Origin of the sequence: Amycolatopsis sp. NBC_01480 (assembly GCF_036227205.1) — a bacterium.
Classification (GTDB): Bacteria; Actinomycetota; Actinomycetes; order Mycobacteriales; family Pseudonocardiaceae; genus Amycolatopsis.
Window position 1 is genome coordinate 4,570,817 of the sequence record NZ_CP109442.1, and the last position, 17,934, is coordinate 4,588,750.

The window sequence follows — 17,934 nt, forward strand, 5'->3', positions numbered from 1 at the left end:
CCCCGTTACGCCTGACTCGAACACTGCTTTCGGAACCGCGTGTCTCGCAAACGGGATAAATCCTATCGTTTTCGGATGCGGCGAGGAGAGGTATACGGGAGTGGAATATTCGTGATCGAGCGAGACGGTCATGGCGGCCTGGTTCAATGCGGTCTCCAAGGGGTTTCCGGGAGGGGAGGTTTTCGTCAAGGGCAGGACGAAATCCCGGTGAATTGGCTGTCACGGGAGGGTCTGTAGGCGCCATTCGAAAAGGCAAGGATGTCCTGCACTAGAGGTATACGTGTTTGCCATCCGTGACAACGTCGAAAGGGAATAGTCCGATCGGGGTGACTAAAGATCGGCAAACGGAGTAACGCCGGCGCCCGTCCAGGCTCGCTTTTCCTAACCGACGCTCAGGCCGGAGTGCCGCCGATGCGGGTTGTCAGGTCGGCGGCGGTGGTGGCGACTTCGGTGGCCAAGGTGGGGAAGGTTTCGCGGCAGGGGGTGTCGTCGGGGCAGAGGTGGCGCAGGGTCACGCTGATCGCCGCCATGGGACGGGCGCCGTGGTCGAAGACGGGGGCTGCGACTGAGGCGAAGCCGGCCGTGACGTGGCCGTCTTCGAGGGACCAGCCGAGGCGGCGTTCGGCGGCCAGGGTGCGGCGCAGGGCGGCCAGCGAATCCGGGCCGCGGGTGGTGCGGCGGACGAACGAAGCCGAGGACGGGAACAGCGCGCGGACGTGCGCGGCGGGCAGATGGCGCAGCATCGCGCGGCCCGACGCCGTCAGATGCGCCGGCAGCCGCACGCCGACGTCGGTGACCAGGGTTTCCGGGCGGGCCGGGCGTTCCTTGATCAGGTACAGGGACTCGTTGCCGTGCAGCACGCCCAGGTGCGCGGTGTGCCCGATGCGGTCCACCAGCTTGCGCAGCAACGGGCCCGCCAGGCGCTCCAGCGGGTCGTGGCGCAGGTAGGCCGAACCCAGCTCGAAGGCGGCGATGCCCAGGCCGTAACGGCGTTCCGCGGGGAGGTGGGCGACGAAGCCGGCCGCGGTCAGTTCGTTGAGCAGGTGGTACGTGGTCGAGCGGGGCAGGTGCAGGTCACGCGCGATGGCGGCGGCCGAGACCGGGCCCGCGTGGCCCGCGAGCAGCCGCAGCACGGCCAGACCGCTGCGGAGCGCGGGGACGTCCGAACTGCTCAACGGGGGCCTCCTTTCGTGCCGGACCAGGTCCGGCATCTCCCTGGTGGCCGGTGGCTCCGGTCCGGGTGACTGACGCTCGGCTGACCTGGGCCCGGCGCCGGCGCTGGTGGTTGTCAGCAGGTCCCGCCCGGCGCCGACGGAGTCCGACAGCTACGACCGAGTGCTAGTGACGCCCGGCAACCCGAGCCCGCCACCGGCGCGACTGGAGCCGATCGACGTGCACGAGAGGGACACTCGCACCACGCGTTGACGCACCAGCCACCGACGTTCCGGCGACTCGAGTCCGCCGTCGGCGCGAATGGAGCTGATCGACGTGTGCGAGAGGGACACGCGCCCTCGCGCCCTCGCGCCGACGCACCTCCCGCCGTCGCCCAGCAACCCAAGTCCGCCGTCGCCGCGAATGGAGCCGCTCGACGTGTGTGAGAGGGACACTCGCACCTCCCATCGACGCTCCGGCCACGCACTGTCTTGAATACCAGACACAACCACCCGACCGCGACTCCCGCCCCGCCGCCGATCGTTGTCCAATGGCCCCATGCCGGAACAAGTACTCCTGGGCCCGCAGCCGATGACCGCGGCGGACGTCGTCGACGTCGTCCGTGGCCATGCGACCGTCGGGCTCACCGACGCGGCCGGGAAGAACCTCGCCGCCACCCGCCAGCACATCGAGAACCTCGCGCACGCCACGACACCCACGTACGGCGTCTCGACGGGCTTCGGCGCGCTCGCGACGCGGCACATCCCGCTCGAGAGCCGCACGGCGCTGCAGCGCAGCCTGATCCGCTCGCACGCCGCGGGCGCCGGGCCGGCGGTGGAGCCCGAGGTGGTCCGCGCGCTCATGCTGCTGCGCCTGCGCACCCTCGCCAGCGGGTACACCGGCGTCCGCGCCGAGACCGCGCAAACGCTTGCGGCCCTGCTCAACGCCGACATCACCCCGATCGTCCACGAGTACGGCTCGCTCGGCTGCTCGGGCGACCTCGCGCCGCTCGCGGCCGTGGCGCTCGCGTTGATGGGCGAGGGCGAGGTCGTGCACGAGGGCCGGGCGAAACCGGCTGCGGAGGCGCTGGCGCAGGCCGGTATCGAGCCGGTTGTGCTCGCCGAAAAGGAGGGCCTCGCGCTCACCAACGGCACCGACGGCATGCTCGGCATGCTGCTGCTCGCCGCCGCCGACCTGCACGGGCTGCTGGACGTCGCGGACCTCACCGCGGCGATGAGCGTGGAGGCGCTGCTCGGCACCGACCGTGCCTTCGCCGCCGACCTGCAAGCCTTGCGCCCCCACCCCGGCCAGGCGACGTCCGCCGCGCGCATGTTCGCGGCGCTGCAGGGCTCGAAGATCGTCGAAAGCCACCGCGGGCCGGACTGCAACCGCGTCCAGGACGCCTACTCGCTGCGGTGCGCGCCACAGGTCCACGGCGCCGCGAGGGACACGCTCACGCACGCGGAACTCGTCGCGGACTGCGAGCTGCGGTCCGCTGTGGACAATCCGGTCGTGCTGGCCGACGGCCGGGTCGAGTCCAACGGCAACTTCCACGGCGCGCCCGTGGCGTACGTGCTGGACTTCCTGGCCATCCCGGTCGCCGACGTCGCCAGCATCGCCGAGCGCCGCACCGACCGGATGCTCGACAAGGCCCGTTCGCAGGGCCTGCCGCCGTTCCTGGCGAACGACCCCGGCGTCGACTCCGGCCACATGATCGCGCAGTACACGCAGGCCGCCGTGGTCAGCGAGCTCAAGCGGCTCGCGGTGCCGGCCTCGGTCGACTCGATCCCGAGCAGCGCCATGCAGGAGGACCACGTGTCCATGGGCTGGTCGGCGGCGCGCAAGCTGCGCAAGGCCGTCGACGGGCTCACCACCGTGCTGGCGATCGAGCTGCTCACGGCCGCCCGCGCGCTGGACTTCCGGGCGCCGCTGGCGCCCTCGCCGGTCACCGGCCGGGTCCGCGACCTGCTCCGCACCCAGGTCCAGGGCCCCGGCCCCGACCGCCACCTGGCGCCCGAGATCGCGGCCGCCGAAGAACTCGTGCGGTCGGGTGCCGTCCTGGCCGCCGCCGAACTGGAGGTCCGATGAGCACCGCCCGCACCGTCCGCGCCGCCCGCGGCACCACGCTCACCGCGAAGAGCTGGCAGACCGAGGCCGCGCTGCGCATGTTCCACAACAACCTCGACCCCGAGGTCGCCGAGCGGCCGGACGACCTGGTCGTCTACGGCGGCACCGGCAAAGCGGCCCGCAACTGGGCGAGCTTCGACGCGATCACCCGCGAGCTGACCGCGCTGGAGGTCGACGAGACGCTGCTGGTCCAGTCCGGCAAGCCGGTCGGCGTGTTCCGCACGCACGAGTGGGCGCCGCGGGTGCTGATCGCGAACTCGAACCTGGTGGGCGACTGGGCGACCTGGCCGGAGTTCCGGCGCCTGGAGCAGCAGGGCCTCACGATGTACGGCCAGATGACGGCCGGCTCGTGGATCTACATCGGCACGCAGGGCATCCTGCAGGGCACCTACGAGACGTTCGCCGCCGTCGCCAAGAAACTCGCTTTGAAGGGACACAGTGGCGGCACGCTGAAGGGCACGCTCACCGTCACCGCCGGGCTCGGCGGGATGGGTGGCGCGCAGCCGCTCGCCGTCACGATGAACGACGGCGTGGCGCTGGTGATCGAGTGCGACCCGCAGCGCGCGCACCGCCGGGTCGAGACCCGTTATCTCGACGAGGTGGCCGACAACCTCGACGACGCGATCCGCCGGGTCACCGCTGCCAAGAAGGAGCGGCGGGCGCTTTCGGTCGCCGTCGTCGGCAACGCCGCCGAGGTGCTGCCGGAGCTACTGCGCCGCGGGGTGGAGGTCGACATCGTCACCGACCAGACCTCGGCGCACGACCCGCTTTCCTACCTGCCCAAGGGCATCTCCGTGGACGACTGGGCGGACTACGCGGCCAAGAAGCCCGACGAGTTCACCGACCGCGCCCGCGAGTCGATGGCCGACCACGTGAACGCGATGCTCGGCTTCCTCGACGCCGGCGCCGAGGTCTTCGACTACGGCAACTCCCTGCGCGGCGAGGCGAAGCTGGGCGGCTGCGAGCGCGCGTTCGACTTCCCGGGCTTCGTGCCCGCGTACATCCGGCCGCTGTTCTGCGAGGGCAACGGCCCGTTCCGCTGGGCGGCGCTCTCCGGCGACCCCGAGGACATCGCGGCGACCGACCGCGCGATGCTGGAGTTGTTCCCGGAGAACGAATCCCTCGCGCGCTGGATCAAGCTGGCCGGCGAGCGCGTGGCGTTCCAGGGCCTGCCCGCGCGGATCTGCTGGCTCGGCTACGGCGAGCGGCACCTGGCCGGGCTGCGGTTCAACGAGATGGTGGCCAGCGGCGAGCTGAAGGCCCCCGTGGTGATCGGCCGCGACCACCTCGACTCCGGCAGCGTCGCCTCGCCGTACCGGGAGACCGAGGGCATGGCCGACGGCTCCGACGCGATCGCCGACTGGCCGTTGCTCAACGCGCTGGTCAACACGTCCTCGGGCGCCAGCTGGGTGTCCATCCACCACGGCGGCGGCGTCGGCATGGGCCGGTCGATCCACGCCGGGCAGGTGAGCGTGGCCGACGGCACGCCGCTCGCCGCGCAGAAGCTGGAGCGGGTGCTCACGAACGACCCGGGCATGGGCGTGATCCGGCACGTCGACGCCGGGTACGAGCGCGCGGCCGAGGTCGCCGACGAGCGCGGCGTCCGGGTGCCGATGCGGGACGAGCAGTGACCGCATCCGGGCTGCTGCGGGAAATCGCCGACATCGGCCGTGACGGCAAGCGCGGCGGCTACTCGCGCCACGCGTTCGACGCGCCGGAGCACGACCTGCGCACGTGGTTCGTGGAGCGGGCGCAGCGGCTCGGGCTGGACGTCGAGACCGACCGCAACGGCAACCTGTGGGCCTGGTGGGGCGCGCCGGGGCCGGGCGCGGTGGTTACCGGCAGCCATCTCGACTCGGTACCCGGGGGCGGCGCTTTCGACGGCCCGCTCGGGGTCACGAGTGCGCTGGCGGCGGTGGAGTCGTTGCAGCGCAAGGGGTTCCAGCCTGCCAAACCGTTCGCGGTGGTGGTGTTCGCCGAGGAGGAGGGCGGCCGGTTCGGCGTGCCTTGCCTCGGCTCGCGGCTGCTGACCGGGACGATCGACGCGGACAAGGCCCGCGGGCTGCGTGACCAGAACGGGGTCACTTTCGCGGAGGCGGCGATGAAGTCCGGCCTGGACGCCGATCGGCTGGGTGCTGACCCGGACCGGCTGGCGATGGTCGGGCGGTTCCTGGAGCTGCACGTCGAGCAGGGCCGCGGGCTGGTCGACCTCGGGCGGCCGGTGGCGGTCGGCAGCACCGTGATCGCGCACGGGCGGTGGCGGTTCTCCTTTGAGGGACAGGGAAACCACGCCGGGGCGACGCTGATCGCCGACCGCGCCGACCCGATGTTGCCCGCGGCCGAGACTGTGGTCGCCGTCCGGCGGCTGGCGCGGACGCACGCCGACGCGCGGGCCACCGTGGGACGGCTGGTTCCGACGCCCGGCGGCACCAATGTCATCGCGTCCACTGTGGACTTGTGGCTGGACGCGCGGGTGCCGGGCACTGGCACGCCCGAGCTGGTCGAGGAGATCCGGCGGGCGGCCGGGGTGGCGGCCGAGGCTGAAGGCTGCCGGCTGACGGTCACGCGCGAATCCTATTCGGACGACGTGGTGTTCGACGCGGGTCTGCGCCGTGACCTGGGCGCATGGCTCGGGGATCCGCCGGAGCTGCCCACCGGGGCGGGCCATGACGCGGCGATCCTGTCCGGGTTCGTCCCGGCCGGGATGCTGTATGTGCGCAACCCGACCGGGATCAGCCACTCGCCGGAGGAGTTCGCCGAGGTCGACGACGTCGAGGCCGGCGCGCGGGCGCTGGCCGAGGTGCTGGAGCGGCTGGCGGCATGAAGGCCTTCTGGTGTGAGCGAGCGTGGTTGCCCGGCGGGATCGCCGACGGGGTGCTGATCGAGGTGGCGGACGGCCGGATCACCGCGGTGACGCCGGACGCGCCGCGGGTCGGCACCATCCTCAATGGACTGACGCTGCCGGGGTTCGCGAACGGGCACTCCCACGCGTTCCACCGGGCGTTGCGCGGCCGGACGCACCACGAACGCGGCACGTTCTGGACCTGGCGGGTGCGCATGTACAACCTCGCCGCGCGGCTTGATCCGGATTCTTACTACCGGCTCGCGCGTGGCGTTTACGCTGAGATGGTGCTGGCCGGGTACACGAGCGTCGGCGAGTTCCACTACCTGCACCACGCGCCGGGCGGGAAGCCGTACGCGTCGCCGAACGCGATGGGTGAGGCGTTGCGCGAGGCCGCGCGCGAAGCCGGGATTCGCCTGACGCTGCTTGATACCTGTTACCTCGCGGGTGGCATCGGTGTGCCGCCGGACGAAGTGCAGCAACGGTTTTCCGACGGTTCCGCGGAACGGTGGGCGGAACGCGTCTCGGCACTCGAGGAAGACACTGGGTTCCGGGTGGGCGGCGCGATCCACTCGGTCCGCGCGGTGCCGGAGTACGACCTGCCCACGGTCGACAATGCTGTGCCGGAGAACCGTCCGCTGCACATCCACCTGTCCGAGCAGCGCGCGGAGAACGAGCAGTGCGAGGCGGCTTATGGCTGGACGCCGGCCGGGCTGCTGTGGGAATACGGCGTGCTGGACGAGCGGCTGACCGCCGTGCACGCCACGCACCTCACCGACCAGGACGTCAAGTGGCTCGGCGACGCGCGCGCCGGTGTGTGCTTCTGCCCGACCACCGAGCGGGACCTCGGCGATGGCATCGGCCCGGCCCGGGCGTTGCTGGACGCCGGCGCGCGGCTGGGTATCGGGAGTGACAGCAACGCCGTGGTCGACGCGTTCGAGGAGACCCGGGCACTCGAGCTGGACGACCGGCTGGCGAGTGAGCAGCGCGGCCGGTTCAGCGTCGAAGAGCTACTCGCGGCGGGCACCGACCACGCCGCGGTCGGCTGGCCCGAGGTGGGCCGGCTGGCGGTCGGCTCCGGGGCGGACCTGGTGACGGTGGCGATGGACTCGGTGCGCACGGCCGGGGCTGAGCCGTCCGGGGTGGTGTTCGCGGCCGGGGCCGCCGACGTGCGCAGCGTGGTGGTGGCGGGCCGCGAGGTGGTCCGCGACGGCGGGCACCTGCTGGTGGAGCGACCGGAGACCGTACTGGCCAAGGAGATCGAGGCGTTGTGGCAACTCTGATCACGGGTATCGGCGAGCTCACCACGAACGACGCCGAGCTGGGCAAACTGGCTGACGCCGCGCTGGTGCTGGACGGCGGGGTCGTCGCGTGGGCCGGGCCGGCCGGGCGCGCGCCGGCTGCGGACGAGCGCGTGGACGTCGAGGGGCGGGCGGTGCTGCCGGGGTGGGTGGACAGCCACACCCACCTGGTGTTCGCCGGTGACCGCACGGCCGAGTTCGAGGCGCGGATGGCCGGAAAGCCTTATACCGCAGGTGGAATCGCCGTCACGGTCGGCGCGACGCGGGCCGCTTCCGACGAGGAGCTGACCCGGAATCTGAGTCGACATGTCGATGAGGCGGCCGCGCAGGGCACGACCTGCCTGGAGACCAAGACCGGGTACGGGCTGACGGTCGCCGACGAGGCTCGCTCGGCGCGGATCGCGGCGGCAGTGGCCGACGAGGTCACGTACCTCGGCGCGCACCTCGTGCCGCCGGGCGCCGACGCGGAGTCCTATGTGGACTTGGTCTGCGGTGAGATGCTGGACGCGGTGGCGGACCACGTGCGGTGGGCGGACGTGTTCTGCGAGGCCGGGGCGTTCGACGAGGCGCAGTCGGCGCGGGTGCTCAAGGCGGCGGCCGGGCGCGGGCTCGGCCTGCGGGTGCACGGCAACCAGCTCGGCGAGGGCGCGGGCGTGCGGCTGGCGGTGGAGCACGGCGCGGCGAGCGTGGACCACTGCACGTACCTGAGTGACGAGGATGTGGCGGCCCTCGCGGCGTCCGACACCGTCGCGACGCTGCTGCCAGCTTGCGACCTCTCGACCCGCCAGTCCCTCGCCCCGGCGCGGCGGCTGCTGGACGCGGGGGCGACGGTGGCGCTGGCCAGCAACGCCAACCCCGGCAGCTCGTACACGACGTCGATGGCTTTTTGTGTCGCCACGGCAGTTCTGCAGATGCGGATGACCATCGACGAGGCGGTGTGGGCGGCCACCGCGGGCGGGGCGCGGGCCCTGCGGCGTGACGATGTGGGTGTGCTGAGGCCGGGCGCGCGGGCGGACGTGCACGTGCTGGACGCGCCGTCGGTCACCCACCTGGCGTACCGGCCGGGAGTTCCGCTGACGTACGGAGTCTGGCGGCGGGGTGACCGAATCCGCTAGCCTGGCCTCGGAGGACGCGCGAAGACACAGTCCGGTATGGGTTAGTCCGGACGATTCGCCCGGCATCTCGCGGCGCTAGGACACGGCTCGCGTGAACCCTGTGCGTCCCTTTCCAGTCGATACGTCTGTGAGGGGACTTCGCCATGTCTGTGCCGAGTAATCGTGCTGTGCCCGAAGACGGGGTTGTCGTGATCGGGGCCGGGATCGGGGGACTGTGCCTCGCCCAGGGATTGCGGCGGGCCGGAATCCCTTGCGCCGTCTACGAACGGGACGCGTCACCGGAGGCCCGGCGGCAGGGCTACCGGCTGCACATCGACGGGGCGGGCACCGACGCGTTGCGGGAAGTGCTGCCGGACGAGCTGTACGAACGGTTCCTGGACACCTCGTTGCGGCCCAAGCCGACCGTCCCGCTGTTCGACGAGCAGCTGGTGCTGCAGTCCGTGCGGGAGTTCCCGGACCCGGGGTTCAACGTCAACCGCATGACGTTGCGGCGCATCCTGCTGAGCGGGCTCGGCGACGTGCGCTTCGGGAAACGGCTCACCCACTACGAAAACGACGCCGACGGGGTCACCGCGCACTTCGCGGACGGGACCTCCGCGCGTGGCCGGGTGCTCGTCGGCGCGGACGGGGTGAACTCGCCGGTCCGGCGCCGGCTTTTGCCACACGCGCGGATCGCGGACACCGGGCTGCGGCAGCTGTACGGCAAGATCCCGTTGGACGACGAGGCTCGGCGGCTGTTCGACGACGAGATGCACGCCGTGTTCAGCATGATCGTGGGGCCCGGGCACACGATGGTCGGCGTGGCGCCGGTGGCGCACCCGGAGCCGTTCATGACCTGCTCGGTCGGCCTGCGGCGGGAAGCGATCGGGCTGTCCGAAGCGGAACTGGCCGGGCTCTCCGGCGCGCAGTTGCAGGAACTCGCGCTGAAACTCGTCGGCGGATGGCATCCGCGGGTGCGGGCGATGGTCTCCCGCTGGGCGCTGGAAACCGTGTTCCCGCTGGTGATCCGGACGAGCGTGCCGTTCTCGCCGTGGGATTCCGGCCGGGTGACGCTGCTCGGGGACGCGGTGCACGCGATGAGCCCGGCGGCCGGGTCCGGGGCGAACTGCGCGCTACGGGATGGGGCCGCGTTGGCGGCGGCCTTGGGCGCGGGGCCGGACGCGGCCGTCGCCGGTGGCGCGATCGCCGCGTACGAGGAGGCCATGCTGGCCAGTGGGTTCGCCGCGGTGCGCGAGTCCGCGGCGAACGGCCACCAGTTCCTCGGCCAGGATCCGCTCCCGGTCTGAGCTAGGCCGAGTAAGCCGCCAAGTGGTTCAGCACCAAGGGAATCACCCGGTCCGGCGCCTCCTCCGGCAGCCAGTGGCTCGCGTCCTCCAGGATTTCGAACTGGTACGGGCCCTCGATCAGTTCGCGGGTGCCGGTGGCGGCGCCGCGGCCCAGCTTGCTGTCCTGGCCGCCCCAGACGTAGAGCGTCGGGACGGTGATGGGGCCGGCCGGGACGGTGAACGCGTCGTCAGTGGCGCCGCGGTACCAGTTGAGCGTGGCGGTGAGGGCGCCCGGCTCGGTGAGGCGCCGGACGTTGCGCTCGACCTGCGCTTCCGGGATACGGCCGGCGTACGCGGCGCGCAGGCGGGCGGCGTCGTCGGCCAGCAGGGACGCCTCGGCGACGCCGCCGGGGGCCCGGAAGAAGCGGACGTAGTCGAGGTTGTGGTTCTGCTCCTCGTCGGACTGCGCGGACCGTTGCAGCGCCACGGGATGCGGCGTCGCGAGGACCGAGAGCGAACGGAGGCGCTCCGGGTGACGGGAGGCGAGCACCCACGCGACCATGCCGCCCCAGTCGTGGGCGACCAGGTGGAAGCGGCCGCCGCCCAGGGCATCCACAAAGGACAGTGCGTCCGCGGCCAGGTGGTCGATCGAGTACGACTCGACGCCGGACGGGCGGGCCTCGCGGGCGTAACCCCGCTGGTCCACGGCCACGGCGTGCCAGCCGGCGTCGCCGAGCGCGCGCAGCTCGGCCGTCCAGGAATCGGCGAACTCGGGCCAGCCGTGCAGCAGCAGGACCAGCTCGCCGGTTTCCGGGCCGGCGGCCAGCGCGGTGTGCCGGTGTTCGCCGACCTCGAGCGTCAGCTCTCGCAGGTCACTCACCGGCGAGCCCCCGCCCGGGCAGCCACGGGACGGCGACGCGGTGCGTTTCGTCCAGGACTTCCTGCAGTTCGACGACGTTGCCGTCGGGGTCGCGGCCGTACGTGGTGCGCACGTTCGGCGCGACCAGCTGCGGCGGGCAGTGGAACGTCATGCCCGCGGCGACCAGGCGTTCGTACTCGGCGTCCAGGTCGGTGACGTCGAAGCACAGGTGCGTCAGGCCGGGGTCGCAGACGCGGCGCGCGGGGTCGCCGGGGCCGGGCTCGGGGCTGGCGTACTCGAACAGCTCGATGTACGCGTTTCCCTTGCGCAGCATGACACTGTGCGCGGAGCAGTCGTGCAATGCGGTGATCTGGTCCGCGACGTCGGTGCCGACCTGCCAGCCCCAGTCGCTGATCACCTCGCAGCCGAACAGGTCGACGTAGAACGCCGAAGTGCGTTTGATGTCGAGCGTCGCGATGGCGAGGTGGTGGATGCCGCGGATCATCGGGCGGCCCCGCCTTCGACGAGCGTGCGGACGCCGGCCAGCCAGGCCTCGTGGTCGGTGGCGCGCAAGACCATGCGCTCGGCGACGTCCTTGTGCGGCAGGATCAGCAGCCGCTCGGCGCGCATGCCCTCGACCACGGCCTCGGCGACGTCGGCGGGCTGCAGCACCCCCGCGGCGGCGACCACTTCGGACGCCCCGTCGGACTGGCCCATGGCCTCGTCGAGCAGCCGCGTCTGCACGGCCTGCGGGCAGACGCAGGAAACGCGGATGCCGAGGTGGTGGTACGTCATCGAAAGCCATTCGGCCACCGACACCGCGGCGTGCTTGGTGACCGTGTACGCCATCGCGGACGGCTGGATCAGCAGGCCCGCGGCGGACGAGGTGTTCACCAGATAACCGCCGCCGGCCTCGGTCATCCGCGGCACGAGAATGCGCGACGCCCACACGTGCGACATCACGTGGATGCGCCAGAGCCGGTCCCATTCGCGGTCGGGGGTCTCCGGCCCGGCGGCGGGACCGCCGACGCCGGCGTTGGAGAAGTAGACGTCGATCGGGCCGTTGGCCTCGGTGGCGAAGTCGATCAGGCCGGCCACGTCCGACTCGAGCCCGGCGTCGAACTTCCTCGCGGTGGCGCCGAATTCCGCGGCGACCGCGCGGGCCCCTTCGAGGTCGGCGTCGGCCACGACGATCGCGCGGGCGCCCTCCTGCGTGAACCGTTCGACCAGCGCGCGGCCGATCCCGCCGGCGCCGCCGGTGATGACGATGTGCTTCCCATGCAGTTCCACGGGCTCACACTAAGCCGGAAAGATCAAGGAATTCCAGGGAAGCCCGACTCGCGCAATCCCGTCAATCCGAACATTCCGTACAGCGCGAAAAAGTGGTTCACCCAGAGTTCAGTAACTCGACATTCCGGCGGGATCGGGGGTCCCCCGATCGTGAGTAGCGTCGAAACGGCACTTCGGCCGAAGATGGAGAGCGCGCATGGACTTTTCCCTGATCGTCTTGGTGGTGGTCGTGGCGGCACTCGCCTTCGACTTCACCAACGGGTTCCACGACACCGCGAACGCGATGGCGACGTCGATCGCCACGGGGGCGCTGAAGCCGAAGGTCGCGGTCGGCATCTCCGCGGTGTTGAACCTGGTCGGTGCGTTCCTGTCGATCGAGGTCGCGAAGACGATCTCCGGCGGCATCGTCGACGACACGAAGGTGACCCCGGTGGTGATCTTCGCCGGGCTGATCGGGGCGATCATCTGGAACCTGGTCACGTGGCTGGTCGGGCTCCCGTCGAGTTCCTCGCACGCGCTGTTCGGCGGGCTGATCGGCGCGACCTGGATCGCCTCCGGCGCCGACGCCGTGCACTTCGGCAAGGTGGTCGAGAAGGTGCTGATCCCCGCGGTCGCGTCGCCGATCGTGGCGGGCATCGTGGCGCTGGTCGGCACGTTCCTCACCTACCGCATCACGCAGAAGTCGCGGGAGAACGTGGTGGGCAAGGGCTTCAAGACCGGCCAGGTGCTCTCGGCCAGCCTGGTCTCGCTCGCGCACGGGACCAACGACGCGCAGAAGACGATGGGCGTGATCACGCTGGCGCTGATCGCCGGCGGCACGCTCGCGCCCGGCTCGAACCCGCCGTTGTGGGTCATCGTGGCCTGCGGCCTGGCGATCGCGGCCGGCACCTACCTCGGCGGCTGGCGGATCATCCAGACGATGGGCAAGAAGCTCACCGAGATCCAGACGCCGCAGGGCTTCGCGGCGGAGACCAGCTCGGCGGCGGTCATCCTGGCCTCCTCACACCTGGGCTTCGCGCTGTCGACCACGCACGTGACCTCGGGCGGCATCATCGGCTCCGGCCTCGGCCGCAAGCTCGCCGAGGTCCGCTGGGGCGTCGCGGGCAAGATGGCCATCGCCTGGGTGCTGACCCTGCCGGCCGCGGCCATCGTGGGCGCGCTCGCCGCGGTCATCTCGACCCAGGGCAGCTGGGGCACGGTGCTGGTCGGCGGTGTCGGCGTGATCCTCGCGCTGGGCATCTGGCTCGCCTCGCGGCGCAACCCGGTGACGGCCGAGACCATCAATGAGCCGGAGGCCGTCGAGGCCGCCCCGGTCGCGGCCTGAGGGAGCGAGCATGAACATCAACTGGGGCGCGCTCGGCGAGGTCTTCGTCGTCGCGCTGGTCGCCGCCGTAGTCCTGACCACGCTGTTCGCCTACGGCATCCGCGGGCTGTCCGAGCGCGAGACGGCGAAGGAACAAGGCGGCACAGGCACCATGCAGCTGACCGGCTCGGTCGTCTGCTTCGCCGTCTGCGCGGCGGTGGTCGCCTACGGGATCTACCTCATCGTGGCCTGAGCGCGGGCGCGCAGGCTTTCCGGCAGCTCGCCGAGCAGCGGAAGGACCGCGGCCCGGCGGGTTTCGCCGAGATGGGACAGCACGTCGAGGGCGGGCTCCCACAGCGTCTCGTCACCCGCGGCCGCGCGGAGCAGGCCGGGCAGCCGGCCTTCGGGCAGCAGGCCCATCACGTGGTCGATGCGTGATTTGTCGTCGAGGACGTACGCGGTGCGCAACAGCGCTTCGTCGGACAGCAGGGCCAGACTGCGCCGCACGGTCGGGTCCGGCAGGTGCCCGACGAACCGGCCCAGGGTGATCCAGTCGTCCCGCTGCGCCAGCTCCCGCGCGACTGCCAGCACGGTGTCGAGCGGGATGCGCGTGATGATCGCGGTCGCGCGCCGCGGGTCCAGCTCGGCCGCCACCTCGGCCAGGAACTTCGGCGGCAGCCGCTTCGCGACGTCGACGCCGCGGGAGACGTCGACCAGCCCGGCGATCCGCGCGCACAGCAGTGGCCCGAACACCTTCTCCGCGATCTTCGCGATCAGCGGCGCGGGCAGCAGACGGCTGGCCAGCGCCATCCGCTCCAGCACTACGAGGTTCGCGTCGAACAGCGTGGTGGTCGCCTGCTCGCGGAACAGCTGCAGGTCGGCGATGTCCACTTCGGCCAGGTAGGCCAGCCGCTCGGGCTCGACGCCGAGCACCCGCGCGAGCTTGAGGATCTCCGGGTTCACAGCCCGACCACCTTGCGCACGGCCCCGCGCAGCAGCGCCGGCACGTACCGAAGGCCTTCCTCGCCCGCCTCGCCGAGCGCCTTGGCCTGCCGGTGCCGGGCGTCGCGCAGGGCCTCGGCGAGGTCGCGCTTGTGCTCCTCGGGCAGGGCTTCGATGCCTTCGGGGAGTGGGCCGCCGAGTTGCTCGGCGAGGGTGCGCTCGGCCATGGTCACCCATCATGCCCCAGAGCCGCGGTGGCGCAGGGCGAGCGGTGTTGACTTTCGGCAGTGGTGACGCCGGCTGCCGCGCTTGTAGCGTCTGAGACATGAAAGAGGCGGCATGAAGGAGGCGGTCAAGCGCAGGTGGCGGGTGACGCTGGACGTCACGGTCTGGCTGCTGCTCTCGCTGCTCGTGGTGATCGACGCCTCGAACAACCCGAACCGCTGGGAGCTGGCCGGCGGGCTGGTGGCGGTCGCGGTGGCGACCGTGACCCTGCGCCGGTACCCGGCGTTCGCGCTCGCTGTGACCATGGCGACGGCAGTGGTGGTGGCCATCGGATGGGGCGGGCGGGTGGCCGTTTGGGAATTTTTCCTCATGCTGACCATGGCCTACCGCGCGGGCCTGCGGATGACACGCGTGTGGCCGCTGGTCCTGGAGTGCGGCGCGATCGTGCTGGCCGGACTGCCGGTGGCGCTGCTGGTCCCGAGCGCCGGGCTGCAGGCCTGGGGCGGGATGCTCGGGGTGCTGGCGTTCGCGGCCGTCGCGCCGTGGCTGCTCGCCCGGTTCGTGCGGACGCGGGGGCAGCTTTCGCGCGCGGGCTGGCAGCTCGCGGCGGAGATGGAGAGCCGGCAGCGCCTCGTCGCCGATCAGGCCCGGCTGCGGGAGCGCGCGCGGATCGCCAGCGACATGCACGATTCGCTGGGCCACGAGCTGAGCCTGATCGCCGTGCGGGCCGCCGCGCTGGAGGTGGCCGGCGGGCTGGACGAGCCGCAGCGCACCGCCGCGGGGGAACTGCGGGGCAGCGCGGCGACGGCGACCGAGCGGCTGCGCGAGATCATTGGCGTGCTGCGCGAGGACGCGGCGCCGGTGGAGCCGGTGCAGGGCGACTTGCGCGAGCTGGTCGAGCGGGCGCGCGCGTCAGGCCTGCTGATCGAGTCGCAAGTGGACGATCTGGTGGACGCGCCACCGATGGTGGCGCGCGCGGCGTACCGCGTGTTGCAGGAGGCGCTGACGAACGTCGCGAAGCACGCGCCGGGCGCCGCCGTGACGGTGCGGGTGCTGAGTTCGGCGGAGAGCACGGAGGTCCGGGTCCTGAACGCGGCGCCGCCCGCGGGCCCGCTGCCCGGCAGTTCGGGACGGCGGGGGCTGATCGGCCTGCGCGAGCGCGTGCGGCTGGTCGGCGGCACGCTGGACGCCGGCCCGCGGACCGGTGAGCTGGGCGGGTTCGAGCTGGTGGCGCGGCTGCCGCACGACGCGGCGCCGGTCGAGGAGACGCCGGAGAGCCGGGACGCCGCCGAGGCCGTGGTCGGGCAGTCGACGGCCGCGCGGGAGCTGGAGCTGGCGCGCCGGGACGTGCGGCGCAGCCTGGTGCAGGCGATCGTGATCCCGTTGACCATGTTCGGCATCGTGATCGGCGGGGCCGGGGTGACGTTCCTGGTGCAGTGGTCGGATTCCGTGCTGTCCGACGGTGCCTACCAGCAGCTGCGGATCGGGGCGGACCGGGCGTCGTTCGCCGGGCTGCTGCCTGCGCACCAGCGGATCGCGCGCCCGCAGGACCGCGAACCGCCGATCCCGCCGGGCGCGAACTGCGAGTACTACGGCACCGGCCGCAGCTGGACGAACCCCGACTATGCGGTCTACCGGCTGTGCTTTGTGGACGGACGGCTGGCCGAGAAGGACTACTACAGTGAGGATCAACGGTGACCAGGGTGCTGCTGGCCGACGACGAGGCCATGATCCGCGCGGGCGTCGCCGCGATCCTCGCCACGGGTGAGGGCATCGAGGTGGTGGCCGAGGTGGGTGACGGGCGCGCGGCCGTCGAGCAGGCGCTGGCGACCCGGCCCGACGTCGTGCTGCTCGACATCCGGATGCCGGTGCTCGACGGCCTCGCCGCGGCCGAGGAGATCCGCCGCCTGCTCCCGGAAACCGGCGTGATCATGCTGACCACCTTCGGCGAGGACGCCTACATCGAACGCGCGCTCGGCCTGGGCGCGAGCGGTTTCCTGTTGAAGGCGGGGGATCCCCGGGAGCTGCTGGCGGGGATCCGGGCCGTGGCGGACGGGGCGGCGTTCCTCTCACCGAAGGTGGCGCACCGCGTCATCTCACGGCTTTCCGGCGGGCAGCTCAGCCGCGGTGTCGCCGCGCGGGAACGGATCGAGGCGCTGACCGCGCGCGAGCGTGAAGTGCTGACGCTGCTCGGCGGCGGACTGTCCAATGCGGACATCGCCGCGCGGATGTACGTGGTGGAGGGCACGGTGAAGGCCCACGTGAGCACGATCCTGACCCGGCTGGGTGTGCGCAACCGGGTTCAGGCCGCGATCACGGCCTACGAAGCGGGGTTGGTGGGCGGCGAGGCGTGAGGCTGGGCGGTGACCACGCGTTCAGGTCGCCGCCGATCCGTGCGGTCACCGAACTCGGGGCCAGGCGCAGCAGGCTGTTGCGGACGGCCACCGCCGCGCGGTTGCGCAGCAGCGGACCGGCGGCGCCGGCGCGGATGGAGGCTTTCGCGACCTGCTGGCTGCGCGGACGGCGTTCCGCGTCGTAGCGGGCCAGCGCCGCCGACACCGTGTCCGAAGTGGACATCGCGGCGGCCAGGACCACGGCGTCCTCGATCGCCTGGCAGCCGCCCTGGCCGAGGAACGGTGGCATGGCGTGCGCGGCGTCGCCGAGCAGCGCCACCCGGCCGCGGGTGTAGGAGGGCAGCGGCGTGGCCAGCTGGAACACGTCGTGGTGCAGGATTTCCGGCGTCGACGCGATCAGCTCCGGGACCGGGGCGTGCCAGCCGTCGCAGACCGAGGCCAGGTGGGCGCGCACGTCCGCGTGCCGGATGCCTTCGGGGACGGCCTCGGCGACCCACCAGTACACGCGGCCGTCGTGCAACGGCAGCACGCCGACCTCGGTGCCGCGCGCCCACGTTGTGCTCAGGCGCGGCGTTTCCGGCAGCTTGACAACGCCGCGGAACGCCGTGCCGCCGCTGTAAGCCAGCCTTGAGGACGGCCAGAACGCTTGCCGGATCGGGCTGTTGATGCCGTCGGCGGCGACCACGAGGTCCGCGTGCACTTCCCCGTCGCTGTGGCGGACGAGGCCGTCCGGCGAAACGGACGTGACGGTGACCCCGGCGCGCAGGCTCGACGCGGGCAGCTCGGCACACAGCGCGTCGATCAGGTCGGCGCGGTGGACCACGCCGAGCGGGAGGCCGTAACGGCGTTCGAACGCCGCCGCGTCCCAGCGCGCGAGCCGCCGCCCGCTCGCGGTGAGCAGCCCGCCGTCGTGCTGCGGGGCCGACGGCGGGTGCACGCCCAGCTCGGCCAGTGCGCGCTGAGCGTTGGGCCACAACGAGATTCCGGCGCCGATCGCGTCGAACGCGGCGGCGCGCTCGTACACGGTGACCCGCCAGCCGACGCGGTGCAGCCCGATCGCCGCGCTCAGCCCGCCGATGCCGCCGCCGACCACCACGGCGTGCCGTTGTGCCATGACGTCCTCCTCTACAGATGTAGTGGACTCTACACCTGTAGAGTG

17 protein-coding genes are annotated in these 17,934 nt (G+C 72.1%); 10 read left to right on the plus strand and 7 right to left on the minus strand.

The genetic code is table 11. The features are described from left to right. Window positions 1–392: 392 nt before the first annotated feature. Window positions 393–1,175 (minus strand): IclR family transcriptional regulator, encoded by a 783-nt coding sequence (locus tag OG371_RS21970; RefSeq protein WP_329072056.1) that lies wholly within the window; start codon window positions 1,173–1,175, stop codon window positions 393–395. A 535-nt stretch (window positions 1,176–1,710) separates the two neighbouring features. Here OG371_RS21970 and hutH point away from each other — a divergent pair. The 6 genes from hutH to OG371_RS22000 all read left to right on the plus strand — a co-directional run bounded on the left by hutH (window position 1,711) and on the right by OG371_RS22000 (window position 9,823). Next, entirely contained in the window at window positions 1,711–3,240 is a 1,530-nt protein-coding gene (hutH, locus tag OG371_RS21975; protein WP_329072058.1) for a histidine ammonia-lyase, read from the plus strand. Further along, the gene (gene hutU / locus OG371_RS21980) at window positions 3,237–4,910 is read left to right on the plus strand and encodes a urocanate hydratase (protein ID WP_329072060.1); all 1,674 of its coding nucleotides are present in this window, start codon (window positions 3,237–3,239) and stop codon (window positions 4,908–4,910) included. The genes hutH and hutU overlap by 4 nt, the downstream gene beginning before the upstream one ends. Continuing rightward, window positions 4,907–6,103 carry an allantoate amidohydrolase gene (locus OG371_RS21985; protein ID WP_329072062.1) on the plus strand — a complete coding sequence of 399 codons (1,197 nt, stop codon included), beginning with the start codon at window positions 4,907–4,909 and terminating at the stop codon, window positions 6,101–6,103. Before hutU ends, OG371_RS21985 begins: the two co-directional genes overlap by 4 nt. Then, window positions 6,100–7,404, plus strand: a complete 1,305-nt coding sequence (locus OG371_RS21990; protein WP_329072064.1) for a formimidoylglutamate deiminase — start codon at window positions 6,100–6,102, stop codon at window positions 7,402–7,404. The genes OG371_RS21985 and OG371_RS21990 overlap by 4 nt, the downstream gene beginning before the upstream one ends. After that, a complete protein-coding gene (gene hutI, locus OG371_RS21995; protein WP_329072066.1) occupies window positions 7,392–8,537 on the plus strand; it encodes an imidazolonepropionase in 1,146 nt (381 codons plus the stop codon). Before OG371_RS21990 ends, hutI begins: the two co-directional genes overlap by 13 nt. Before the next feature lie 143 nt (window positions 8,538–8,680). After that, complete coding sequence (locus OG371_RS22000; RefSeq protein ID WP_329072068.1) at window positions 8,681–9,823, plus strand: FAD-dependent oxidoreductase; 1,143 nt, start codon at window positions 8,681–8,683, stop codon at window positions 9,821–9,823. Window position 9,824: 1 nt separating this feature from the next. On the opposite strand, the gene OG371_RS22005 is transcribed toward OG371_RS22000, so the two are convergent. Genes OG371_RS22005 through OG371_RS22015 form a run of 3 tightly spaced genes read right to left on the minus strand, consistent with a single transcriptional unit; the run spans window position 9,825 to window position 11,951 of the window. Further along, window positions 9,825–10,682: an alpha/beta fold hydrolase gene (locus tag OG371_RS22005; protein ID WP_329072071.1), complete on the minus strand. Its 858-nt coding sequence runs from the start codon at window positions 10,680–10,682 to the stop codon at window positions 9,825–9,827. Continuing rightward, window positions 10,675–11,166 (minus strand): VOC family protein, encoded by a 492-nt coding sequence (locus OG371_RS22010; protein WP_329072073.1) that lies wholly within the window; start codon window positions 11,164–11,166, stop codon window positions 10,675–10,677. Before OG371_RS22010 ends, OG371_RS22005 begins: the two co-directional genes overlap by 8 nt. Beyond that, on the minus strand, window positions 11,163–11,951 hold the full coding sequence (locus tag OG371_RS22015) for an SDR family oxidoreductase (protein ID WP_329072074.1): 789 nt from the start codon (window positions 11,949–11,951) through the stop codon (window positions 11,163–11,165). Before OG371_RS22015 ends, OG371_RS22010 begins: the two co-directional genes overlap by 4 nt. A gap of 196 nt (window positions 11,952–12,147) precedes the next feature. Here OG371_RS22015 and OG371_RS22020 point away from each other — a divergent pair, with 196 nt between their 5' ends. Together OG371_RS22020 and OG371_RS22025 are read left to right on the plus strand one after the other, a co-directional pair. Further along, on the plus strand, window positions 12,148–13,275 hold the full coding sequence (locus OG371_RS22020; protein ID WP_329072076.1) for an inorganic phosphate transporter: 1,128 nt from the start codon (window positions 12,148–12,150) through the stop codon (window positions 13,273–13,275). A gap of 10 nt (window positions 13,276–13,285) precedes the next feature. Next, the gene (locus tag OG371_RS22025) at window positions 13,286–13,507 is read left to right on the plus strand and encodes a hypothetical protein (protein ID WP_329072077.1); all 222 of its coding nucleotides are present in this window, start codon (window positions 13,286–13,288) and stop codon (window positions 13,505–13,507) included. Here OG371_RS22025 and OG371_RS22030 read toward each other — a convergent pair. Both OG371_RS22030 and OG371_RS22035 read right to left on the minus strand, forming a co-directional pair. Beyond that, window positions 13,489–14,217, minus strand: a complete 729-nt coding sequence (locus OG371_RS22030; protein ID WP_329072079.1) for a hypothetical protein — start codon at window positions 14,215–14,217, stop codon at window positions 13,489–13,491. The genes OG371_RS22025 and OG371_RS22030 overlap by 19 nt on opposite strands. Further along, window positions 14,214–14,423: a hypothetical protein gene (locus OG371_RS22035; protein ID WP_329072080.1), complete on the minus strand. Its 210-nt coding sequence runs from the start codon at window positions 14,421–14,423 to the stop codon at window positions 14,214–14,216. Before OG371_RS22035 ends, OG371_RS22030 begins: the two co-directional genes overlap by 4 nt. A 112-nt stretch (window positions 14,424–14,535) precedes the next feature. Between OG371_RS22035 and OG371_RS22040 the strand changes: the two genes are divergently transcribed. Both OG371_RS22040 and OG371_RS22045 read left to right on the plus strand, forming a co-directional pair. Further along, window positions 14,536–16,119 carry a sensor histidine kinase gene (locus OG371_RS22040; RefSeq protein ID WP_329072082.1) on the plus strand — a complete coding sequence of 528 codons (1,584 nt, stop codon included), beginning with the start codon at window positions 14,536–14,538 and terminating at the stop codon, window positions 16,117–16,119. Continuing rightward, complete coding sequence (locus tag OG371_RS22045; RefSeq protein WP_329072084.1) at window positions 16,116–16,775, plus strand: response regulator transcription factor; 660 nt, start codon at window positions 16,116–16,118, stop codon at window positions 16,773–16,775. The genes OG371_RS22040 and OG371_RS22045 overlap by 4 nt, the downstream gene beginning before the upstream one ends. Here the strand turns inward: OG371_RS22045 and OG371_RS22050 are convergent. Further along, complete coding sequence (locus tag OG371_RS22050; protein ID WP_329072087.1) at window positions 16,735–17,889, minus strand: FAD-dependent monooxygenase; 1,155 nt, start codon at window positions 17,887–17,889, stop codon at window positions 16,735–16,737. The two genes, OG371_RS22045 and OG371_RS22050, sit on opposite strands and share 41 nt — an antisense overlap. Window positions 17,890–17,934: the final 45 nt, after the last annotated feature.

What these genes read in the sequence shown, in the direction of transcription:
- OG371_RS22050 (WP_329072087.1), bottom strand. Translation starts at nt 17,889, where the DNA reads ATGGCACAACGGCACGCCGTGGTGGTCGGCGGCGGCATCGGCGGGCTG.
- OG371_RS22000 (WP_329072068.1), top strand. Translation starts at nt 8,681, where the DNA reads ATGTCTGTGCCGAGTAATCGTGCTGTGCCCGAAGACGGGGTTGTCGTG.
- hutH (WP_329072058.1), top strand. Translation starts at nt 1,711, where the DNA reads ATGCCGGAACAAGTACTCCTGGGCCCGCAGCCGATGACCGCGGCGGAC.
- OG371_RS22035 (WP_329072080.1), bottom strand. Translation starts at nt 14,423, where the DNA reads ATGGCCGAGCGCACCCTCGCCGAGCAACTCGGCGGCCCACTCCCCGAA.
- OG371_RS22040 (WP_329072082.1), top strand. Translation starts at nt 14,536, where the DNA reads ATGAAGGAGGCGGTCAAGCGCAGGTGGCGGGTGACGCTGGACGTCACG.
- OG371_RS22020 (WP_329072076.1), top strand. Translation starts at nt 12,148, where the DNA reads ATGGACTTTTCCCTGATCGTCTTGGTGGTGGTCGTGGCGGCACTCGCC.
- hutU (WP_329072060.1), top strand. Translation starts at nt 3,237, where the DNA reads ATGAGCACCGCCCGCACCGTCCGCGCCGCCCGCGGCACCACGCTCACC.
- OG371_RS22025 (WP_329072077.1), top strand. Translation starts at nt 13,286, where the DNA reads ATGAACATCAACTGGGGCGCGCTCGGCGAGGTCTTCGTCGTCGCGCTG.
- OG371_RS22010 (WP_329072073.1), bottom strand. Translation starts at nt 11,166, where the DNA reads ATGATCCGCGGCATCCACCACCTCGCCATCGCGACGCTCGACATCAAA.
- OG371_RS21990 (WP_329072064.1), top strand. Translation starts at nt 6,100, where the DNA reads ATGAAGGCCTTCTGGTGTGAGCGAGCGTGGTTGCCCGGCGGGATCGCC.